This window comes from uncultured Gilvimarinus sp., from assembly GCF_963975215.1.
GTDB lineage: Bacteria > Pseudomonadota > Gammaproteobacteria > Pseudomonadales > Cellvibrionaceae > Gilvimarinus.
Genome location: NZ_CAXBFW010000001.1, coordinates 101,000 through 117,005 on the forward strand (window position 1 = coordinate 101,000; position 16,006 = coordinate 117,005).

The following is a 16,006-nucleotide window of genomic DNA, read 5'->3' on the forward strand; positions in this document are numbered from 1 at the left end:
TCTCTCTCTAGGCAGGCGAGCCTGCTTTTTCTGGCCCCAACCCTTATTAGGGCAGGGGCCAGCTTTTTACCGAGCGTGAATTTACATATTAATTGGCGATCGTTGCCATAATAAAAATTAAAATTAGTTGTATTCCAGTAGTTTTTATAGTTGGTGCTAAGAAGGGTCTAAAAGTTTTCTGTGGCCGTTTTTCTCCATAGCTTTCTTTTACTTTCTTCTTTTTCGAGTAGTCATAATTACTTGAGTTTTATGCTGGTGGTTCAAACATAAAGTAGCTATCCAGAAAAACTATTAATAACAAAGGGGTGAAGCTTGATGAAGATAACGGTGCGAATGCAGGCAATTACAGCGGTGATGCTGGCTGCTAGCTACTCTGTCATGGCGCAAGAAAGCGTTAATTCTGATGTTGAGGAGATTTTGGTTACGGCTAAGCAGGAAAGCCTGAAGAAGTCTCTGAGTGGAAAGCGCGATGCCGACTCGGTTATAGACGGTATTTCCTCGGAGGAGCTGGGGTTGTTTCCCGATGATAATGTTGCGGACTCGCTCGCTCATATCACTGGTGTGACGGTGGATCGAACGCGCGGTGGCGAAGCTCAGGGCGTTAGTATCCGTGGGCTGGGGCCTGAGTTTAGTATTGTCACTATGAATGACCGGCTGATGGCAACCGATGCTGAGGGTCGTGAGTTTGCTTTTGATGTGCTTCCTTCGGAAGTTATCTCTGAGGCGTGGGTTCATAAGTCGGTCACTGCAGCCACCCTTGAGGGGAGCATCGGGGGGGCGATTAATTTGGTCACAGCTCGCCCGTTTGATAACCCCGGCTTACAGGGCGCGATGTCTGTTGAAGCCAACTACGGCGACAAAGTCGACGACACAGGTTACAAATTAACCGCGGTGGCCAGCAATACTTTTGCGAATGATACCTTGGGCGTTTTGGTTTCTGCGCTGTACAGCGATACTCCCACCCGTACAGATGAAATGACTGACCTTAATTATGGTGAAAACTGGGACTGGGACCATGATGGTGATAAAGGTTATGTCGATTGGATGGACTCTTCCAATTTGCTTAAAATTCCGAGCACATTTGCGACTACTGCGCACCTGGAAGATCGTAAGCGAACTTCCATATCCACTGCGCTGCAGTTTCAACCGAATGATCGGGTTGATATTGTGCTTGATGGTTTGTATACACGCTTAGATTCGCCCTCTTATGGATACACGCAGTCCTATTACTTGATTGGTCGTTCCGCTACGTGGACAGATGCCACCTTTGAGGGGGCCGCAACACCAGAAAACCCTGACGGGACAATAGTCACAGGCATGACTATGACCGACCTAATTCCCGAGTTGGTTACAATTACCGATCATCGAGTGGTGGACACCTATCAACTTGGCTTGAACGGCTCTTTCGATGTCACTGACAACCTTAGCCTTGTGGGCGACATTTATCTGTCAAAGGCTACTCGTGAGGCGGGGGGGAAGGACAAATTTGTCGTGGCGCACGGCGTAGGTGCTGTGCCCAATACAGCCACTTTTAGTTTGACTGAAAATGGGATCCCCAATATTGAGTTTGATTTTGACGAGAGCACTGGTGTTGGTTCGGTAGGGGATTTGGTGCGAGATGATCAGTTCGGGCCGCATTATTCTCAGTCGAACGGTGTGAATATTGATGACGAGGTAAACGGTGCATCCTTGAGTGGCCGTTGGGATATGGATGCTGGAGCCCTTGCTATTCCATTTGTTGCGACAGAGTTGAGCTCCTTTGACTTCGGTATCATTTACAACAAGCGAACCAAGGAACGTGAGAAGTTTGACAACCAACAAGCACGCGGACTATATGATGGCGCGCCTTTTACTTTTGGGCAAACCGGTGTCGGTGTCGTTCGCCCCTTCCCGGTAGATGATTTTCTGGCTGATATTGATGGAGAGTTTCCTCGACAGTTCGTTGGTTTCGATATAGATGCATACCAAGAAGCATTGCACGCCGCAGATAACAATCCGGACATTATCAACCCTGATACCGGCATGCCTTACCCTGAAGGATATTCGTATCAAGATGTGCCGTTATTCAACCCTAATGAATCATTTTCTGTTACTGAAGAAACGACGTCTGCTTACCTTCAAGCGAACTTTAGTGGTGCTCGATGGAGCGGTAATGTTGGCCTTCGCTACGTGCAAACGGATGTCAGTTCACAGGGATGGCTGTGGGAGATCGAGCGTGTCGATGCGCTTTCGGAGTGGGACTACGTGGTCGTTCATAAAGATCCCGTGCCCATAGAGAAAACCAATGACTATGATAAATTGCTCCCCTCGTTCAATATGTCATATGAGCTAACAGATGATCTTCTGTTGCGTCTTTCGTATGCCGAGGTTATGGCGCGCGCCTCGCTGAATCAACTGTCGACTCAGGTTAACGACGAGTCTGCGTCATGGGGTGAGTGGACCATTAACCATGTCGGTAACCCAGAGCTTTCTCCGGTTGAGGCGGAGCAGGCGGACATTTCTCTGGAGTGGTACTTTAAAGAGGGGTCGGCATTAACTGCCGCTATATTCAAGAAGAACATTAGTGGGTTTATTCAGGACTGGCGTGAGCGCTACCCGGATGATCCGGAGTCGCTCCCGGTATATCCGCGCGAAGACTTTAACACCGGTGAGTACATTGATCAGCCGTTCAATGTGTTTGAGCCAAAAAACTTAGATCGCGCTAAAGTATTGGGCTATGAGTTTGGCCTCCAGCACTTCTTTGATAATGGTTTTGGTGTGACGGCAAACTACACCTATATCGACACCGAGTCTTATATCGATGGAGCCAAAGAGGGAGTGCTTGCGGGCGTTCCGGACACGTCCTATTCCCTGACATTCTTGTACGACTTTGAAAAGTTAAGTTTGCAAGTTTCCGCAGACCATACTGAAGGCTATATCACAAGTCATTGGAGTCCGCTAAATGCCACTGGAGAAACCACTTATAAATCGACGGCGGATGCTATGACTTGGATGTCGGCCTCTGCGAATTACTATTTTAGCGACTCCTTGTCGGCTTACGTTGAGCTTAATAACCTTCTTAATGATAACTGGCATGGATATCAGGGCCGAAAAGATATTCCAGGCTCTTATTCCGAGTGGGGGCGAAAGCTTAACGTAGGCGTGCGTTACCGGTTTTAGAGCAAGTGAATAGCGGAGGGTCTGTTTGAGGTTTACTCCGCTTCATATATTAACGGAATTAATAGAAGTTTAACAAAGGGTGAGTAATTCTGTGCGCGCAGTTACGCAACTTTTTAGCTCCATTACTCGATCTACAGTATTGGTTGTAAGGCGAAAAACCGTTACACAGAGATGGATTGAAAAGATACTTCCCGATGCGTCGGGCGTTCTTTTCAAAGTGCTGACTGCCTCAGTATAACAAGCCAGAATTACTAAGCGTTATTTAGGAGAAAGTATGAAAAATTATGCTTTTTTTACAGGTATATTGGTATTGCTTTTAGGTGTTTCTTCGCAGGTAAAAGCAACCACAGAAAAGACAGAAGCATCGCTTGACTCACGTCTTCGTCCCAGTGGGCAATGGTCCGCATTTGTCGGGGGGAATGCTAGTACCCCGCCGATGGGGTGGAACTCCTGGAATGCATTTAGAACTGATGTCGATGAAGACAAGGTGATGGGAGCAGCAAAAGCTATTGTGGATTCTGGCCTGGCACAGAAAGGCTATAAATACATCAATATCGATGATGGTTGGTGGCTTAAAAGGCGACAGTCTGACGACAAAATCGTCATACGAACTTCTATTTTCCCCAGTGCTGATATGGGGGACGGTAATGATACTAGTTTTCGGACGTTTGTTGATCGCATTCACGGTATGGGGTTAAAAGCCGGAATATATACGGATGTTGGTCGCAATGCATGCTCTCAGGTTTGGGATCTGCACAGTCCAAACCTACCGGAAGGCTCAACGCAAGAGCGCGAGATTGGCCTTTGGGGGCATATGCCGGAAGATATTGCGCTTTTTTTTAGAGAGTGGGGTTTTGACTATGTAAAGGTCGATGCTTGTGGTATTGCCGACTATAGCGCGAGCGAAAAGTTTGTCTCAGAGTATGATTACCAGCCCTTTGAGCCTCTTATTGTTAGGGGCGACTTGCCGAACAACGATATCGCTGCTGTCGAAGAGCTTTATTACGATTTGTCCAAAACGTTGGTACACGTAAACCCTGATAATGATTATATCCTCTCGATATGTACTTGGGGTACGGCTAATGTACGGTCATGGGGGAAAAACTATGGCAACCTCTGGCGTACAAGTGAGGATATCCGCTCTAGTTGGGAGAGCATGCTGCACGTTTTTGATAGTGCAGTGACTCGGGCTTTATTCGCGGGGCCAGGTAACTGGAATGACCCTGATATGTTATACATCGGGCACGGGGATTTCGATGAAAATCACTTGACCGAAGCAAAAAGCCACTTTGCATTGTGGTCTATAATTTCTGCCCCTCTAATGATTGGTTATGACTTGAGAAGTGCTCCTCGACCTTTGCTGGATATTTTAGGGGCAGAAGAAGTCATAGCGATAAACCAAGACCCCGCAGGCAATCAGGGGGTTTTAACATATGATGGTGAGCGCAGCCAAGTTATTGTAAAAAGTTTGCAAAACCCGTCGGAGAAAGCAGTGGTGTTGTTTAATCGTAGCGCCGAGATGGCAAGCGTAACGTTGCGTGCTTCCGACCTGAATATGAATATTGAAACGCCGATACTTCTGAGGAATTTGTGGTTAAAAAAAGATCAGTATAGTTTTACAGGCGAGAAAACCTTCCAGCTGAAACCTCATGAGTCTTTGATTTTCAAAGCCACCGGCAAGCGGCAGCTTAAGGAAGGACTTTACCTGTCGGAGATGCCAGGGCGAGTCAATGTTGCTGTCGATGGCGTGGACGAGCTTACACTGGATCCAGATGCGCATCGCAGGTTAAGTCTGAAGCACAATCCTGACAGATACGGCAGCGGTTACCGGCAGCACTATCCTGGCTTCGGTGGCCCGAGGGTCAATGTCTCTCCTTATGGCGACACTATTACTCTGAATGGGAAAAGGTATCGTAATGGCATTGGTGTGCTGGCAAATTCCCGGCTGGAAGTTAAAGCTCTTGGCGAGTTCAATAGCTTCAGTGTTTTAGTCGGAGTGGATGAAAATACACTGGGAACTAAGGCCAAAGTAGAATTTTTGGTTTACGGCGATGGTAAGAAAATCGCGTCTTCACCTGCTTTGGGTATAAAGGACAAGCCTTGGGCACTGAATGCTGATGTACAGAATATCAATATTATTGAACTTGCGGCACGACAGGTAGATGAAGAGTCGTCTCCTGTTGTTGTCGCTTGGGCAAACGCTAGTTTTGAGTAAATATATCGGTACTTAACAGCCTGTTAAACACTTGTGTAAGCTACAGAGCCGGTGTCGTGCCCAAACGTTGGGTTATGAAGACTGCTGTGACTCTGAGCCTTACATTGATAATCGGAAATTAGTTAACCCTAAGCTACGTCGGGTGTTCACGGAGAGAAATATGACGTGGGCTTCGACACAATTATTGAAAGGAGCTCGACAATGAAGCACATGTTTTTTTCTATTGTATTGCTATTATCGTGTCTTGGTTACGGCGTATCGGTTCAAGCAGAGACGCTATATGTGGATGATATTGTTTTACAGCACGGGCAAGTCAGCAACCAAGGGTATCAGGTGCTAAACGTCGCTGAGCAATCCGGGCAGCAGGATGACTGGCCTACTTATATTGAAGCCGCGCCAGATGCGACACGCTTCAGCGGTACATTCTCCTTTGTCGCCCCTACGCCATCCACAGGTACTTACTGGGAGGATTTAACTGTTCATATCAATACGCTTGGCGAGGCGAAAGCATCCCAGCGGTGGCTGATTCAATTGCGAGACTTTGATGATAGCCAATGGGTAACGATCGGTGATAATTCGGGCGCGCAGGGTTGGGTATGGCATTCGCAGAGTATAACCATGGGGAGCAATCCATCGCGATACATTAATAGTAACGGCGTGATTAAAGTTCGCTACCGCTCTAACAATGCGGCCGATGTAAGTAATATTGATTTGCTCACAGTTGAGCTAGAGCCTTCGGCTGAGGTGCCCGAGGGTGCTTGGTGGCAACCTTCCCCATACGATAATTTAACCTGGCAATGGCAGATCAATGGCAGCCTGGATACAAGTTTGGATGTGGACATGTATGACGTTGATCTATTCGACACGAGTGCTGCTCAAATTCAGTCACTTAAAAATCAAGGCCGCGTAGTAATCTGTTACTTTAGTGCGGGAACTTATGAAGGATGGCGCAGTGACTGGCAAACCCATTTCTCCTTTATAGATGGCGATAGTTACGAAGGAAGTGAGCCGCCGTTTGCTGGCAACATGGCAGAGTGGGATGAGCGCTGGCTCGACATCCGCCGCATCGACCTGCTAACCCCTATTATGACGGGCCGACTTGATCTGGCCGTTAGTAAGGGGTGCGATGGCGTCGAGCCCGATAATATGGACGCTTATACCAATGGCTCTGAGACTCAGCTGTCTCTAAACGGGAGCGACCAAATTGCTTACAATCGTTGGATTGCTCAAGAGGCCCATGCCAGAGGGTTGTCGGTTGGGCTGAAAAATGATGTTGACCAATTGGCAGATCTTGTTGATGACTTTGACTGGGCGTTGAATGAACAGTGCTTCCAGTACAACGAGTGCTCGGGTTATCAGGTGTTTGTGAATGCGGGAAAAGCGGTATTTGGAGTCGAGTACCAAGGCAGTGCTGCGAGCTTTTGCCCTCAGGCTAACAGTCAGGACCTTTACTGGCTCAAGAAAACCTTGGCACTGGATAGTTGGCGCGTTAGCTGCGATACCTATTAGGTCTAACTGCTAGCTGCGCTCTTTGGGCCCGCCAGGCTTTAAGTTGCTCGAATTTGGCCGGCTCGGGATAGGCGTTGCCACAGCGTTTGTCCGTTGGGGTTGAGTTGCTTTTTCAAGCTTGCCTCGCTTTTCTTAATGCGTAGCTTTGGGGCTGGCTCCAGTTTTGCTGGGGCCAGCCCTTTAAGTAGCGTTGCGCCCTTCAAAACTTGTTAACCTGAGCTCTATCCCTGGGTTGACAGATCTCCACCACAGATTACTATAGCCACTAACCAAGATTAGCCGCTGCCGGCCGCCGAGCTGGCAGCAGCACCCACGACTAAAACGACTCAAAAAGTTACCCGGACGCCTTTATGAACGCCTCTATTACCCCTGCTCCTGTACGTCACGACTGGACTCGCGCCGAGATTATGGCGCTGTTTGCTCAGCCGTTTAACGATTTGTTGTTTCAGGCGCAGACGGTGCACCGCGCGCACTTTAACCCTAACGAGGTGCAGGTAAGCACTTTGTGCTCGATCAAAACCGGCGCCTGCCCGGAAGATTGCGCCTACTGCCCGCAAAGTGCCCGTTACGATACCGGCCTCGAGCGCGAGCGCTTGATGGCGGTAGAGAAAGTGGTGGAAGAGGCCCGTGCGGCCAAGGCCTCGGGTGCGACGCGCTTTTGTATGGGGGCCGCGTGGCGCTCGCCCAAGGGCAAAGACATGCCCTACGTGACCAAAATGGTACAAGAGGTTAAATCCCTCGGCTTAGAAACCTGTATGACGCTGGGCATGCTGGATGAGAAGCAAGCAGGCGATTTGGCCGCAGCTGGGCTGGATTACTACAACCACAACCTGGATACCTCGCCCGAGTACTATGGCGAGATTATTACCACGCGCACTTATCAAGACCGTTTAGAAACGTTGGATAACGTGCGTGCCGCGGGCATGAAGGTTTGCTGCGGCGGCATTGTGGGCATGGGTGAAGAGGCGGACGACCGCGCCGGTTTGTTGCAGCAGCTGGCCAATATGCCCGAACACCCCGAGTCGGTGCCTATTAATATGCTGGTTAAAGTAGCCGGTACGCCGCTGGAAACCGAGGCCGACCTGGACCCGCTGGAGTTTGTTCGCACCATCGCGGTGGCGCGTATTTTAATGCCGCACTCTCACGTGCGCCTCTCGGCAGGCCGTGAAGAAATGAGCGATGAGATGCAGGCCATGGCCTTTTTTGCCGGCGCGAACTCGATTTTTTACGGCGAGAAACTGCTGACCACCGCCAACCCGGAATCCAACAAAGATATGCAGCTGTTTAAGCGTTTGGGTATTAAGCCCGAGTCGCGCGAAGTGCATGAAGACGACTCTGAGGCCGAAGCCTCGATCGCCGCCTCGCTTGAAGCGGCGCACAACGACAAGTTCTTTTACGACGCCGCCCAGTAAGGCCGCTACCCCCGCCCATGAACCCCTTTGATCAACACCTGCAGGCGGTGCTCGATGAGCGCCGCTTACAGCACCGCTATCGCCAGAGGCGCGAGCTTGGCTCGGCCCAGGGGCCGGTGTTGACGGTCGATGGCCGCGAGCTGGTTGGCTTTTGCAGCAACGATTATTTAGGCCTGGCCGCTCACCCGGATATGGTTGACGCCATGAACGCCGCTGCCCGCGAGCTGGGTGTGGGCAGTGGTGCCTCGCACTTGGTGTGTGGCCACTCGCGCGAGCATCATGAGCTTGAGCGCGAGCTGGCCGAATACACCGGGCGGGAGCGGGCGCTGTTGTTCTCTACCGGGTATATGGCCAACCTTGGCGCTATTACCGCACTGGTGGGCAAGGGCGATGCGATTTGGCAAGACCGCCTTAACCATGCCTCCATGCTGGATGCCGGCGCGCTATCGGGCGCGCGCTTTGGCCGCTTTTTGCATAACGACCCGCAAAGCCTACACAGCAAAATGGCAGGCTTTGCGGGTAATCGCCAATTGGTGGCGGTGGATGGTGTGTTTAGCATGGATGGCGACTTGGCGCCTTTGCCCGAGTTGGCCGCCAAGGTAAACGACCATAACGGTTGGTTGATGGTGGATGACGCTCACGGCTTTGGCTGTTTGGGCGCCACCGGTGCCGGCAGTTGCGAGCATTTTGGCTTAAGCCAAGCCGATGTGCCGGTCATGATGGGCACCCTGGGCAAAGCCATAGGCAGCTTTGGGGCCTTTATTGCCGGCTCCGAGCGCTTGATCGAGGCGTTAATTCAGTTATCCCGCAGTTATATCTACACCACCGCCATGCCCCCCGCGGTAGCCGCCGCCACACGGGTAGGGCTGCGCTTGGCGCAAACAGACGCCTGGCGCCGCGAGCATTTAGATGAGCTGATCGTGCACTTCAGAAAAGGCGCCAGCGAGCTGGGTTACCAGCTAATGGATTCACCCACCGCCATTCAGCCCATTGTGATTGGCGCCGATGCCGACGCCGTGGCTTTATCCGAGGCGTTGCGCCAGCGCGGCTTTTGGGTGAGCGCTATACGCCCGCCCACCGTGCCCGAGGGCAGCGCCCGGTTGCGGGTGACCCTAACCGCCGGCCACAGTGTGGCTCAGGTGGATGGGTTACTCGCCGCGTTAAAGGACGTACAGCCGTAACATGTCCCTTCATATTCAACGTTTACCGTCGGCGGAGAGTCACCGGGAGCCTATCGTGTTATTGCACGGTTGGGGTTTTGATTTGCACGTTATGGCGCCATTAGCCGAGGCCTTAACCGCCGTAGCCGAGGTGTGGCTGGTGGACTTGCCGGGCTTTGGCGAATCTGCCCCGCTGCCCGAGTGGCGCTGCGAGCAGGTGTTGCAGCAGCTTGCGGCATCGCTGCCGAATCGCAGCCAATTAGTGGGCTGGTCGCTGGGTGGCATGTTGGCTACGCAGTTTGCGCAGTGTTATCCCGCGCGGGTTAGCCGTTTAGTCACCCTCGCCAGCAACGCCTGTTTTGTGGCCCAATCCGACTGGCCAGAGGCTATGGCTCCGGCGGTAAATACGCCATTTAACTCGGGCTTTAGCGCCCAGCCTGTCGCCACCGCGCGACGCTTTGCCGGGCTTGTGGCGAGCGGTAGCCCCGCCGAGCGCGAGCGTTTGAAGCAGTTGCGCCAGTGTTTGGCCGGCGCCGATGTTATCGAGGCTGGCCACAACAATTGGCGTGCCGCGCTCGATTATCTGGCCACAAGTGACAACCGCGCCGCGCTGCGGCAGTTACAGATTCCCGTATTGCATTTGTTGGCCGAGCACGATGCCTTAGTGCCCTTGGCAGTTGCGCCTCAACTGGCGGCACTTAACCCGGCTCACCAGGTAAGTGTGATTGCAAACGCCGGCCACGGCCTGCAATTCGATCAGCCGCAAGCCGTGGCGCAGGCGATTCGCGACTTTTTAACCCCCAGCAATGCGCCGGTTAACCGGCTCGATAAGCAGCAAGTCGCCCGCTCGTTTAGCCGCGCCGCCGCTACCTATGAGTCGGCCGCCCGGTTGCAGCGCGCGGTGGGCGAGCAACTATTAAGCACCATTAGTCAGCCCGCATCGCGAGTGCTCGACTTGGGCTCTGGCACCGGTTTATTTGGCGCCGGGTTGCGTCGGGCCTCGGGCGCCGATTATCACTGGGCGCTGGATTTAGCCGAGGGCATGTTGCGTTACAGCCGCCAACACCACCCAGAGCCGGACGCCTGGTTGTGCGCCGACGCCGAGGCGTTACCGCTGGCCACCGAGAGTGTCGATTTGGTGTTCTCGAGTCTGGCCATTCAGTGGTGCGAAAACCTACCGGCGCTTTTTGCCGAGCTGCACCGGGCGCTGGCGCCCGGTGGGCGGTTGTACATAGCAACCTTGGGCCCTGGCACACTGGCCGAGCTGCAACATGCCTGGCGGGCAGTCGATGAATACGTGCACGTTAATAATTTTGTGCCGGCTCAGCCGCTTGCACAGGCGGCGCAAGCGGCAGGCTTGAGTGAGGTATGCCATCGCGTGCACACCGAAACCTTGTTTAGCGCTAATGTGCGCGAGCTAACCCGCGAGCTAAAAGGCTTAGGGGCGCATAATGTGAATCGTGGCCGGCCCCAGGGGCTTACTGGCCGCAGGCAGTTGCAGCTGCTTGAAGCTGCGTACGAGCAATACCGCGAGCCGCGGGGTTTACCCGCCAGTTATGAGGTGGTGTATTTAACCGCTCACAAGCCGGAGGCAACTGAATGAAGCATTTTTTTGTCACAGGCACCGACACGGATGTGGGCAAAACCCAAATAGCCAGTGCGCTGCTGTATAAAGCGCGGCAGGCGGGTTTTACCACGGCGGCAGTAAAGCCCGTGGCCGCCGGGTGTGAGCACGATGGTGAACGCTTACTTAACGATGACGCCCTGCAGTTGCAGGCCCAGTGTTCTCCGCCGCTGGAGTATCCGGCCGTTAATCCGGTGGCGTTTGCCGCGCCTATCGCTCCGCACATTGCCGCGGCCGAGCAGGGCGTGGTGCTGAGTGTGGTGCAGCTGGCGCCACAGTGTGAGCAGGTGCTGGCGGCGGGCGCTGAGTTTGCATTGGTCGAGGGGGCTGGCGGCTGGTGCGTGCCGTTAAGCGGTGCCGAGACACTGGCCGATTTAGCCCGCGCCCTGCAATTGCCGGTTATTTTGGTGGTGGGGGTGCGCTTGGGTTGTATTAATCACGCGCTGCTGACTGCCGAGGCGATCGCCCGTGACGGCCTGCCCTTGGCCGGCTGGGTGGCGAATATCATTGATCCGCATACCAGCCGGCTGGAGGCCAATATCGCCACGCTAACCGAGCACTTGAGTGCCCCTTGCCTGGGGGTGGTGCCTTTTTTGGCAAGCCCCAACCCCGAGTCGGTAGCCGCGCATTTGAGCTTGGCGCCACTGAGTTAACGACGGGCCTGTTTTAGCCAACCCGTAGTTTAGCTATAACCTTGAGATTTTTAGCCCTAACCAATCTTACCAGTCTCGGGTTTGTGGCTGATTTTGGCTGTTTATTGTACGCCGATGGCGCTAAAATAAGCCTATATAGAAGCTGGCCTAGCTTCTCGCCCGTAAGTAGAAGGTGATAGGGGGTATCGTGGATATCGGATCAGTGGTTAATCAAAGTTTAATCGGCATGCAAAACTCCCGTGCCGAGATAACGCAATCGGCACAGCAGATTGCTCAGGCGGGGGCGGCCGGCGCCAGCCAGCCGGCCGATGTGGTCACGCCGCTGGTTAATATGCAGCAACAGCAGCAGGTGTTTGATAGCTCCGCCCGCGTGTTGGAGGTGGCCGATCAAGTCATTGGCTCGCTGCTGGATGTAAAAGCCTAGGCCAGCTCGCCATGCTAAACCCTCTGCCCTCCAATTTTGCCAGCGCGGTAACCCCGTTCGCCCCCTTGGGCCGGGCCCCCGTTAGCCAAGAGGAGGTCGAGTTAAAGGCATCTAGCTTTAAACCGCTGGAGGAGGGTGCCAAACCCGGCCGCAGTGAGAACCGTCGCTCCCCCGAAGATCAGCCCAATCAAACCGAAGAGCAAGGGCGCACCCGCGCCGATGCACAATTAAACGCTCAGCAAAAAGCCGCCGAGGCGCAGCAGTTGCGCGAGCGCCAGCAGGAGATCACTGAGCTGGCCGCACGCGATCGCGAGGTACGTGCCCACGAGCGCGCCCACGCCGCCGTGGGAGGGCAGTATGCCGGTGCCCCCAGTTATCAGACCGCCCGCGGCCCCGATGGCGTTAGCTACGCGGTGGCGGGCGAGGTGCGTATTGATACCAGCAAAGTCGCCGGCGATCCGCAGGCCACCTTAGATAAAGCTTTGCAGGTAAAAGCCGCCGCGAACGCACCGGCCGAGCCCTCGGCGCAAGATCGGCAGGTAGCGGCTGAGGCCTCCCGTATGGCGGCCGATGCCCAGGCCGAGCTGGCGCTGTTGGTCCGCGCGACCCAGGTGCAGCAACAAGAGCACGCTCGGGCCGAGTCGCCATCCGTTAAATCGGCTTATCCCCGCGAAGGTGAAGAGCCAGTAACGTCAGGTGCTCAGGCCTCTGGACTGCCGCCTTCGCAGGAGTAACGAAGCGGGTGTTTGTACCCAACCTCTGGAGTCACGGCCCGCGCTGACGGTCGGGCCGTGCTCAATCAGCGTTCTTTATTGCTCGCCAGTGGTACCCGTCACTCGATGCGCCTTTGTATAAAATCCCCCTTCTTTAACGTCACCCGGAGCACTGTGTAGTTGGCTCGGTGCAGCCGGCTTGTTATTCTCTGCTCAAGCGCTATATAACAACAGGAGAGTATCGCTATGCCGAGTAAGTTGTCGCCCGAAGATCAGGCGCGGGTCGACCGGGTTATTAACCGTGGCACCTACCGCACCGAGCGCGGGCCGTTTCGGATTAAAACGCTTTTTTTTGGATTAATTTTATTATTAACGGTGATGAGCGTGCTCAGTTACGCCATCGCTTGGTATCACGGGGTGGTCTAGGTGGGGCTCTATGGGCGGTGTATCGTTCGCGCCTTAGTCAAATTGCTCTGTAAGTAAGCTAACTATCGGTTATTTAAAAGTATTTTGTAATCGGGCTTGACCGATGCCTAAGTGCTCCCTATAATGCGCCACCTCGGTTCAGGGAATGCCCAGAAACGAGTTGATGATGCGGGGTGGAGCAGCCTGGTAGCTCGTCGGGCTCATAACCCGAAGGTCGTTGGTTCGAATCCAGCCCCCGCTACCAAATTACAGTTTGGCGTTGTTTTAGGTAGGATGTTTATCCTGTTAAAAAGCCGTTAAACTCGAGTGAGTACTTGTTAAGTATTCAGTCGGCGCACCGTTATGACGTGCGCAGGCAGCTTGCCGGGGCTGCTGGAAATACAGATTGTTGGTTAGGTTTGTCAGTTCTGCGATAAACGCCCAATAATCATTGCGCGAAGTGTGCGCAATCCTAAAAGCCCCTGTTTGGGGCTTTTTTGTACCTAAAAATCAGTGGCGTGCCACTGCCACTTTTTCGGTGGTGTAGATGTCAAGGTGGGCCTAGGGCCCATTTTTTGTTTCTGGGCTAAGTGCTCTCCGGCCATTATTGCCGGCGTTGATCGGTCCGGTTGGTCTACGCCTCCCGACTTGCGGGGTTGGCCCGCTGCCATTTGGGCGTCGTAGTTTGCACGCCTTGTTCATTTAAATCGTTTTGCGCAATCAGTTTTATCGGGGGCAGTGTATGGCGTCGAAAGAAGAGCAGTTGTTTGCGATGTTTGCTCCCGTGGTTGCCGCGTTGGAGTGTGAGCTCTGGGGTGTCGAGTATATGACCGGCACGCCTACTAAAGTGCTGCGAGTCTACATCGATAAAGAAGACGGTGTAGCCTTGGAAGACTGTGAAAAAGTCAGCCGCCAAATTAGCAGTTTAATGGATGTGGAAGACCCGATTGCGGGTGAGTACAACCTGGAGGTTTCTTCGCCGGGTATGGATCGTCCGCTTTACACGCTTGAGCAGTTTCAGCGTTATATTGGCGAAGTGATTGCGGTTCGTTTGCGTGTGCCCTTTGACGGGCGGCGCAAATTTAAAGGAAAAATGATCGGCATCGAAGATGAAGATGTCGTGGTGGTAGTGGATAATGAAGAGTATCTGCTGCCGGTAGACTCGATTGAAAAAGCGAATATTGTCCCCCAGTTCTAATCAGACGGTTTGATTAGCCCAGGAGTTGAACGAGGCAAACTCATGAACAAAGAAATTTTGCTTGTCGCCGACGCGGTATCTAACGAGAAAGGCGTAGAAAAGGATGTAATTTTTGAGGCGATCGAAAGCGCATTGGCTATGGCCACTAAAAAGCGCTTCGATGAGGACTCAACTATTGAAGTAAATATCGACCGCGCCACTGGGGACTACGAAACTTACCGTAGCTGGGAAGTGGTTGCCGACGATGTGTTGGCCGAGTTGGGTACCCAATTAACCACGCAAGAGGCGGCCGAGGCCGACCCCGAGCTGCAAGTGGGCGACATTCACCGCGAGAAAATCGAGAACGTTGAGTTTGGCCGTATTGCCGCGCAAATTGCCAAGCAAGTGATCGTGCAAAAAGTTCGCGAAGCCGAGCGCGCCCAAATGGTCGATGAGTATCGCGACCGTGTAGGCGAGCTGGTAAGCGGCACCGTTAAAAAAGTAACCCGCGATAGCATTATTGTCGATTTGGGCAATAACGCCGAGGCCTTGTTGCCTCGCGATCAGTTAGTGGGCCGCGAGATCTTCCGCATGGGTGATCGGGTTCGCGCTCTGCTGCAAGACGTGCGCTCTGAAGCGCGCGGGCCGCAGCTGTTTTTAAGCCGCTCGTGCTCGGAGATGCTGGTTGAGCTGTTTAAAATTGAAGTGCCCGAAATTTCGGAAGGCATTATCGAAATGAAAGGCGCCGCACGCGATCCAGGCCTTCGCGCTAAAATCGCGGTTAACACCAACGACGGTCGTATCGACCCGGTGGGTGCGTGCGTGGGTATGCGCGGTTCGCGCGTACAAGCGGTATCGAACGAGCTTGGCAATGAGCGTGTTGATATTGTGCTGTGGGACGACAACCCGGCGCAGTTTGTGATTAACGCCATGTCGCCGGCCGAGATTGAGTCTATTGTTGTTGACGAAGATGCCAACTCGATGGACGTAGCCGTTGCCGAAGAAAACTTAGCAATGGCCATTGGCCGCGGCGGTCAGAATGTGCGTTTGGCGTGCGAGCTGACCCAGTGGAACATCAATGTGATGAGCATTGCCGAGTGGGAAGAAAAACAGCAAGCCGAAACCGGCGGATACATTCAAGTGTTTATGAACGCGCTGGATGTGGATGAAGATGTGGCCGAGGTGTTGGTAGAAGAAGGCTTTACCACCATCGAAGAAGTCGCCTATGTACCACTGGAAGAAATTGCCTCGATTGAAGGCTTTGATGAAGACGTAGCTGAAGAGCTGCGGGCGCGCGCAAAAGACGCGCTGCTGACTCAAGCGCTGGCATCGGAAGAGCAACTCGAAGGAGCTGCCCCGGCCGATGACTTGCTGAACATGGAAGGCATGGATAAAGAACTGGCTGTAGTGTTAGCCAGCCGCGGCATCGTTACTATGGAAGATCTCGCCGAGCAGGCGATTGATGATCTTCTGGGTATAGAAGGGTTAGACGAAGAGCGTGCTGCGGCTTTGATTATGAAAGCCCGAGAGCCCTGGTTTGCCTAAGCGCCAGTAG

The 16,006-nt window shown here is 53.4% G+C and carries 12 protein-coding genes and 1 tRNA gene; all 13 read left to right on the forward strand.

Going from position 1 to position 16,006, the window contains the following annotated elements:
• Nucleotides 1-315 precede the first annotated feature (315 nt).
• The 13 genes from AAC019_RS00450 to nusA all read left to right on the forward strand — a co-directional run bounded on the left by AAC019_RS00450 (nt 316) and on the right by nusA (nt 15,996).
• Nucleotides 316-3,159, forward strand: a complete 2,844-nt coding sequence (locus tag AAC019_RS00450) for a TonB-dependent receptor (protein WP_339896859.1) — start codon at nt 316-318, stop codon at nt 3,157-3,159.
• 274 nt (nt 3,160-3,433) lie between these two features.
• A complete protein-coding gene (locus AAC019_RS00455) occupies nt 3,434-5,374 on the forward strand; it encodes an NPCBM/NEW2 domain-containing protein (RefSeq protein ID WP_339896573.1) in 1,941 nt (646 codons plus the stop codon).
• Nucleotides 5,375-5,575: 201 nt separating this feature from the next.
• Nucleotides 5,576-6,883, forward strand: a complete 1,308-nt coding sequence (locus AAC019_RS00460; protein WP_339896574.1) for an endo alpha-1,4 polygalactosaminidase — start codon at nt 5,576-5,578, stop codon at nt 6,881-6,883.
• A 350-nt stretch (nt 6,884-7,233) separates the two neighbouring features.
• On the forward strand, nt 7,234-8,295 hold the full coding sequence (gene bioB, locus AAC019_RS00465) for a biotin synthase BioB (RefSeq protein WP_339615606.1): 1,062 nt from the start codon (nt 7,234-7,236) through the stop codon (nt 8,293-8,295).
• Nucleotides 8,296-8,312: 17 nt separating this feature from the next.
• Nucleotides 8,313-9,476, forward strand: a complete 1,164-nt coding sequence (bioF, locus tag AAC019_RS00470) for an 8-amino-7-oxononanoate synthase (RefSeq protein ID WP_339896575.1) — start codon at nt 8,313-8,315, stop codon at nt 9,474-9,476.
• A gap of 1 nt (nt 9,477) precedes the next feature.
• Entirely contained in the window at nt 9,478-11,058 is a 1,581-nt protein-coding gene (gene bioC / locus AAC019_RS00475) for a malonyl-ACP O-methyltransferase BioC (protein ID WP_339896576.1), read from the forward strand.
• Entirely contained in the window at nt 11,055-11,732 is a 678-nt protein-coding gene (gene bioD, locus AAC019_RS00480; RefSeq protein WP_339896577.1) for a dethiobiotin synthase, read from the forward strand. The genes bioC and bioD overlap by 4 nt, the downstream gene beginning before the upstream one ends.
• A gap of 187 nt (nt 11,733-11,919) precedes the next feature.
• Complete coding sequence (locus AAC019_RS00485; RefSeq protein ID WP_339896578.1) at nt 11,920-12,156, forward strand: hypothetical protein; 237 nt, start codon at nt 11,920-11,922, stop codon at nt 12,154-12,156.
• Nucleotides 12,157-12,167: 11 nt separating this feature from the next.
• Nucleotides 12,168-12,890, forward strand: a complete 723-nt coding sequence (locus tag AAC019_RS00490) for a putative metalloprotease CJM1_0395 family protein (protein WP_339896579.1) — start codon at nt 12,168-12,170, stop codon at nt 12,888-12,890.
• 225 nt (nt 12,891-13,115) lie between these two features.
• Entirely contained in the window at nt 13,116-13,295 is a 180-nt protein-coding gene (locus tag AAC019_RS00495) for a DUF3094 family protein (RefSeq protein ID WP_041521670.1), read from the forward strand.
• Nucleotides 13,296-13,462: 167 nt separating this feature from the next.
• A tRNA-Met gene (locus AAC019_RS00500) sits at nt 13,463-13,539 on the forward strand.
• A gap of 477 nt (nt 13,540-14,016) precedes the next feature.
• Nucleotides 14,017-14,472 carry a ribosome maturation factor RimP gene (rimP, locus tag AAC019_RS00505; RefSeq protein WP_339896580.1) on the forward strand — a complete coding sequence of 152 codons (456 nt, stop codon included), beginning with the start codon at nt 14,017-14,019 and terminating at the stop codon, nt 14,470-14,472.
• A 42-nt stretch (nt 14,473-14,514) separates the two neighbouring features.
• Nucleotides 14,515-15,996: a transcription termination factor NusA gene (gene nusA, locus AAC019_RS00510; protein ID WP_339896581.1), complete on the forward strand. Its 1,482-nt coding sequence runs from the start codon at nt 14,515-14,517 to the stop codon at nt 15,994-15,996.
• Nucleotides 15,997-16,006 lie beyond the last annotated feature (10 nt).

Bases quoted from the DNA above. Each gene is read 5' to 3' on its own strand.
- AAC019_RS00450 (WP_339896859.1), top strand. From the start codon at position 316: ATGAAGATAACGGTGCGAATGCAGGCAATTACAGCGGTGATGCTGGCT.
- AAC019_RS00455 (WP_339896573.1), top strand. From the start codon at position 3,434: ATGAAAAATTATGCTTTTTTTACAGGTATATTGGTATTGCTTTTAGGT.
- AAC019_RS00460 (WP_339896574.1), top strand. From the start codon at position 5,576: ATGAAGCACATGTTTTTTTCTATTGTATTGCTATTATCGTGTCTTGGT.
- bioB (WP_339615606.1), top strand. From the start codon at position 7,234: ATGAACGCCTCTATTACCCCTGCTCCTGTACGTCACGACTGGACTCGC.
- bioF (WP_339896575.1), top strand. From the start codon at position 8,313: ATGAACCCCTTTGATCAACACCTGCAGGCGGTGCTCGATGAGCGCCGC.
- bioC (WP_339896576.1), top strand. From the start codon at position 9,478: ATGTCCCTTCATATTCAACGTTTACCGTCGGCGGAGAGTCACCGGGAG.
- bioD (WP_339896577.1), top strand. From the start codon at position 11,055: ATGAAGCATTTTTTTGTCACAGGCACCGACACGGATGTGGGCAAAACC.
- AAC019_RS00490 (WP_339896579.1), top strand. From the start codon at position 12,168: ATGCTAAACCCTCTGCCCTCCAATTTTGCCAGCGCGGTAACCCCGTTC.
- AAC019_RS00495 (WP_041521670.1), top strand. From the start codon at position 13,116: ATGCCGAGTAAGTTGTCGCCCGAAGATCAGGCGCGGGTCGACCGGGTT.
- rimP (WP_339896580.1), top strand. From the start codon at position 14,017: ATGGCGTCGAAAGAAGAGCAGTTGTTTGCGATGTTTGCTCCCGTGGTT.
- nusA (WP_339896581.1), top strand. From the start codon at position 14,515: ATGAACAAAGAAATTTTGCTTGTCGCCGACGCGGTATCTAACGAGAAA.